We start from the raw sequence: 4,135 nt of genomic DNA, 5'->3' as shown, positions 1-4,135 counted from the left end.
CATCAATTGTGGAACAGGCATCTTGCCTGTTGCCAGAAACTCCATCAATTGTGGAACAGGCATCTTGCCTGTTGCCAGAAACTCCATCAATTGTGGAACAGGCATCTTGCCTGTTGCCAGAAACTCCATCAATTGTGGAACAGGCATCTTGCCTGTTGCCAGAAACTCCATCAATTGTGGAACAGGCATCTTGCCTGTTGCCAGAAACTCCATCAATTGTGGAACAGGCATCTTGCCTGTTGCCAGAAACTCCATCAATTGTGGAACAGGCATCTTGCCTGTTGCCAACATTAATATCTGAGTTCAAATCCCACTCCGAATTCTGGAAAATCGGCAAATAATCTGTGAGTGTGAGATTTCCGGTTGTCAGAGTGCCAGTTTTATCAAAAACCACCGTATCTAATTGATGCACCCGTTCTAAAACATCGCCACCGCGAATTAAAAGTCCGCGCTCCGCCCCGATACCAGAACCAACTAAAATTGCAGTTGGGGTAGCCAGTCCCAAAGCGCAAGGACAAGCAATAACTAAAACTGCGATCGCCAATTTCAAACTTAAGAGCAAAGGCGATTGATAATGGATAATTGGCAATTCATTTCCCATGCCCAATGCCCCATGCCCGATGCCCAATGCCCCATGCCCGATGCCCATTGCCCCATGCCCCATATCCATTGCCCCCTGTCCTAAAAGCACAGAAGGCCAAATATGAGTGCCCGCAAAATACCAAAATAGGAAAGTTAAAACCGATATCCCCATCACCCCATACACAAAATATCCCGCGACAGTATCAGCTAAATTTTGAATCGGCGCTTTGCGAGTTTGGGCTGCCTGCACCAAAGCCACCATTTGAGCTACAGTTGTTTCCTTACCGGTGCGAGTTGCCCGCATCACAACTGCCCCAGATTTATTGATAGTTCCCGCGGCAACTGTATCTCCTGGTTGCTTCAAAACCGGCATTGATTCGCCAGTCAGCATCGACTCATCTATCGTTGTTTTGCCTTCGCAGACTTCACCATCTACCGGTATTTTTTCCCCTGGCAAAACTTGCAGCCATTCTCCGACTCGGACGCGATCGGCGGGAATTTCAATGTATTGTGGATCGTAGACATCTGATGTCGAGTTTAAAGGCAATTCTTCCGATCGCAAATCCAAACTCGAAAGTTTAAAATCAACTAAGCGGGCTTTCGCCGGCTGCAATGCGATTAAAGCTTGCAAAGCTGATGCAGCGCGCCGTCTGGCTTGCTGTTCGAGAGTTTTGCCCAACAAAATAAAGCCCAGCAGCATCACCGGTTCATCAAAAAAGCACTCCCATCCCATCCGTGGAAACAGCAGCGCCGCGTTGCTAGCGGTGTAAGCTGTAACAGCGCCTAAAGCTACCAAAGTATTCATGTTCGGTGCATTTCGCCACAAACTGCGGCATCCATCAACGATAATCGGGCGGCCCGGTAGCAGCAAAGCTAGGGTGGCGAGTCCCCAGTGAAACCAAATATTGCTGAGAATTGGGGCTTTTGTGCCGAGTACGTGACCTAAACCGGATAGAATAATTAGGATAAGGGCGATCGTCAATTGCTTGATTTGCTGTCGAATTTCTTGCCCCCGCCGTTCAATTGTTGCCGCTTCTGCTTCCCGCTGATTTTCACCAGAACGAGACTGAGAGGGAAATCCATTATCAGTCAACTTTTTCGCTAAAGCCTCTGCATCGACAGCCCCCGGTTGACACTCAACCGTCGCGACTTCTACGGCCAAGTTAACGCAAGCTGAAATTACGCCTGAATACTGCATGAGTTGGCGTTCCACAGCTTTCGCGCAGCCAGCACATTTCATCCCGCCGACATCGAAAGTAACAAGTTCTGGCGGTGATTCGTTAACTGGTAGGATTTCTGGTTGAATTTCGGGGATTGTTTTGGGCAAAAATTGCATGGTTTTTTTTGGTATTGATTAGAATATTTGGGTAGTTCTGAAAGGGTTTAATGCAGTGTTTAGACAAATGTCTATATTTTTATCATAGATAAAATTTGTGGCATCTTCCCAAAGTGTTAGTTTTTTTTAATTCTTATTAGTTGCAGGCGGTTAAATCCGCAGCCCAGAAGGGGTTTCAGCCACTACTGGAATGCGAGTTTAATGCTAAAACACGGTTTGGACATGGCAGTGCCGTTTCCCTATTTGATATAATGAACTCATTGCCTAGTTAGTATCCAGCTTTTATTTGACGAATTTAGCTATGACAGAAACACCCAAATTTTATATTATCAAACGTCCTGCGGGTAATTGCGAAATTTTGCAGATCGCCCAACTCGAAGAACAAAACCCCAGTATTATTGAAAAGTGGGGCCCTTACGATTCGCCCGAAGATGCTATCGCCCGCCGCATCGGATTAATTCGCGCCGGCAAATGCCAACCAACCAAATTTTAGATTTTAGATTTTAGATTTTAGATTGAAGATAAGAAGGACTAAAGTCCTCACTACGAACCTGGTTTGTAGTGAGGACTTTAGTCCTTCTTTACTGAAGTTTTTGTCACTACTAAAAACTACTTGGATTTAGAAGGTGCCACACTCGGTTTTGCCTGCGCCGCATTCGGCTTAGGTGGCGCAGCATTCGGTTTCGACTCCGCCTTATTGTTCCCTGTTTTACCAGTAACTTGCTTTGTCAAAACTTCCATAGCTTTCGCGTACTGCGGATCGGCCGTCGTAGCGATTTTATCGCGATCGCGCCTCAATTCCTGTTTTTGAGCGTCGGTGAGTTCTACCTTAAAATCCGGTTCAATCCCAGCGTGGTTGATATCAGTGCCGTTGGGAGTAAAATACTTGGCAATTGTCACCGCCAAACCGGAACCATTTCCCACCTCGCGTACTGACTGAACTAAACCTTTACCAAAGGTCTTTGTTCCCACCAAAACCGCGCGTTTGTTGTCTTGCAAAGCACCGGATAGAATCTCGCTAGCACTTGCTGAACCGCCGTCTACCAGTATAACTAACGGTTTGTCTGTGAGCTCTGCCTTGTTTGCCGTTTGTTTATCGGCCTCACCGACTCGATCGACTGTGGAGACGATCGTACCTTCTTTGAGCCACATCCGAGCAATTTCAATACTTCCGTACAGCAACCCGCCGGGATTGGAACGCAAGTCTAAAATATAGCCCGTTACCTTTTTCTGTTCCAAATCCTTAATTGCCGATCGCATTTCCGATGCAGCATTCGCACTGAACTGATTTAAGCGAATATAGCCGACTTCTCCGATGGGGGTTTTCTGCACCGACTTCCGCACTGGATGAATTTCAATTTTAGCGCGTTTCAGCTTAAATTCTAATTCCTTGTTTCCCCGCAAAATCGTCAGCGTCACCTGTGTATTCACCTGGCCGCGAATCAAACTTACCGCTTGATTCGTATCCATGCCTTCTGTCGTTTTGCCGTCAATCTTAATAATGATATCTTTTGCCAGAATACCAGCACTAAAAGCAGGGGTATCTTCGATCGGCGAAATCACCACCAACTTTTTGGTTTCCTCATCTTGAGTCAACTGAATCCCAACTCCTGTCAGTTCCCCAGAAGTTTCAACCTGCATATTCTTGAACTCTTGAGGGTCCATAAACCGCGTATAAGGATCATCCAGCTTCTTCAGCATTTCCCTAATTGCTTTGTAAGCTTCGTCGTCGCTGGTATAAGTCCGGTTCAAATAATCATTCCGCACCGCTTTCCAGTCAACCTGGTTAAAAGTGCCATCTACATAACTTTTGTCAATAATTTGCCAAACTTCATCAACCAACTCTTTAGGGCTTCCCCGAAAAGAAGCCAGAGATTTAGAACTGCAACCAGTGTTCGCAAGAGTTACAGCAGTGAGTACCACTGCTGCTGCACTTAGAACAAGCCCTCGTTTTGTTATAACCATTTGTCTGACGCGCGGGAGGAAAAGAGTTCAGAATAATTACGCTCAATCTAACACAGGCAAGGCCGGCTCGCGTTTGGCCTACATATATTATTCCACTTTGCCGAGTTTTGTTCCCTTTCGCCACAGGCAAGATGCCTGTGCCACAACCAACTCTTGTGGGGTGGGCCGAAGAGCCCGCCACAGGCAAGATGCCTGTGCCACAACCAACTCTTGTGGGGTGGGCCGAAGAGCCCGCCACAGGCAAGATGCCTG

The 4,135-nt window shown here is 46.8% G+C and carries 3 protein-coding genes; 1 reads left to right on the top strand and 2 read right to left on the bottom strand.

Annotation, left to right across the window (positions count from 1 at the left end; translation table 11 throughout):
* Nucleotides 1-1,918 (bottom strand): cation-translocating P-type ATPase (locus QUA00_RS36360; protein WP_333413431.1); only part of this gene is annotated, 1,918 nt, incomplete at its 3' end.
* A 301-nt stretch (nucleotides 1,919-2,219) separates the two neighbouring features.
* Between QUA00_RS36360 and QUA00_RS36355 the strand changes: the two genes are divergently transcribed.
* Nucleotides 2,220-2,411: a DDE transposase family protein gene (locus QUA00_RS36355; RefSeq protein ID WP_333413429.1), complete on the top strand. Its 192-nt coding sequence runs from the start codon at nucleotides 2,220-2,222 to the stop codon at nucleotides 2,409-2,411.
* Between the two features lie 116 nt (nucleotides 2,412-2,527).
* Here the strand turns inward: QUA00_RS36355 and ctpC are convergent, their stop codons facing one another.
* A complete protein-coding gene (gene ctpC / locus QUA00_RS36350) occupies nucleotides 2,528-3,883 on the bottom strand; it encodes a carboxyl-terminal processing protease CtpC (protein WP_333413427.1) in 1,356 nt (451 codons plus the stop codon).
* Nucleotides 3,884-4,135 lie beyond the last annotated feature (252 nt).

It is taken from the genome of Microcoleus sp. T2B6, from assembly GCF_036700475.1.
Classification (GTDB): Bacteria; Cyanobacteriota; Cyanobacteriia; order Cyanobacteriales; family Microcoleaceae; genus Microcoleus.
The sequence above is the reverse complement of the archived record's forward strand: the minus strand, read 5'-3'. Positions and strand labels throughout refer to the sequence as shown.

Excerpts from the sequence above, each read along its gene's own strand:
- ctpC (WP_333413427.1), bottom strand. The coding sequence starts at position 3,883 with ATGGTTATAACAAAACGAGGGCTTGTTCTAAGTGCAGCAGCAGTGGTA.
- QUA00_RS36355 (WP_333413429.1), top strand. The coding sequence starts at position 2,220 with ATGACAGAAACACCCAAATTTTATATTATCAAACGTCCTGCGGGTAAT.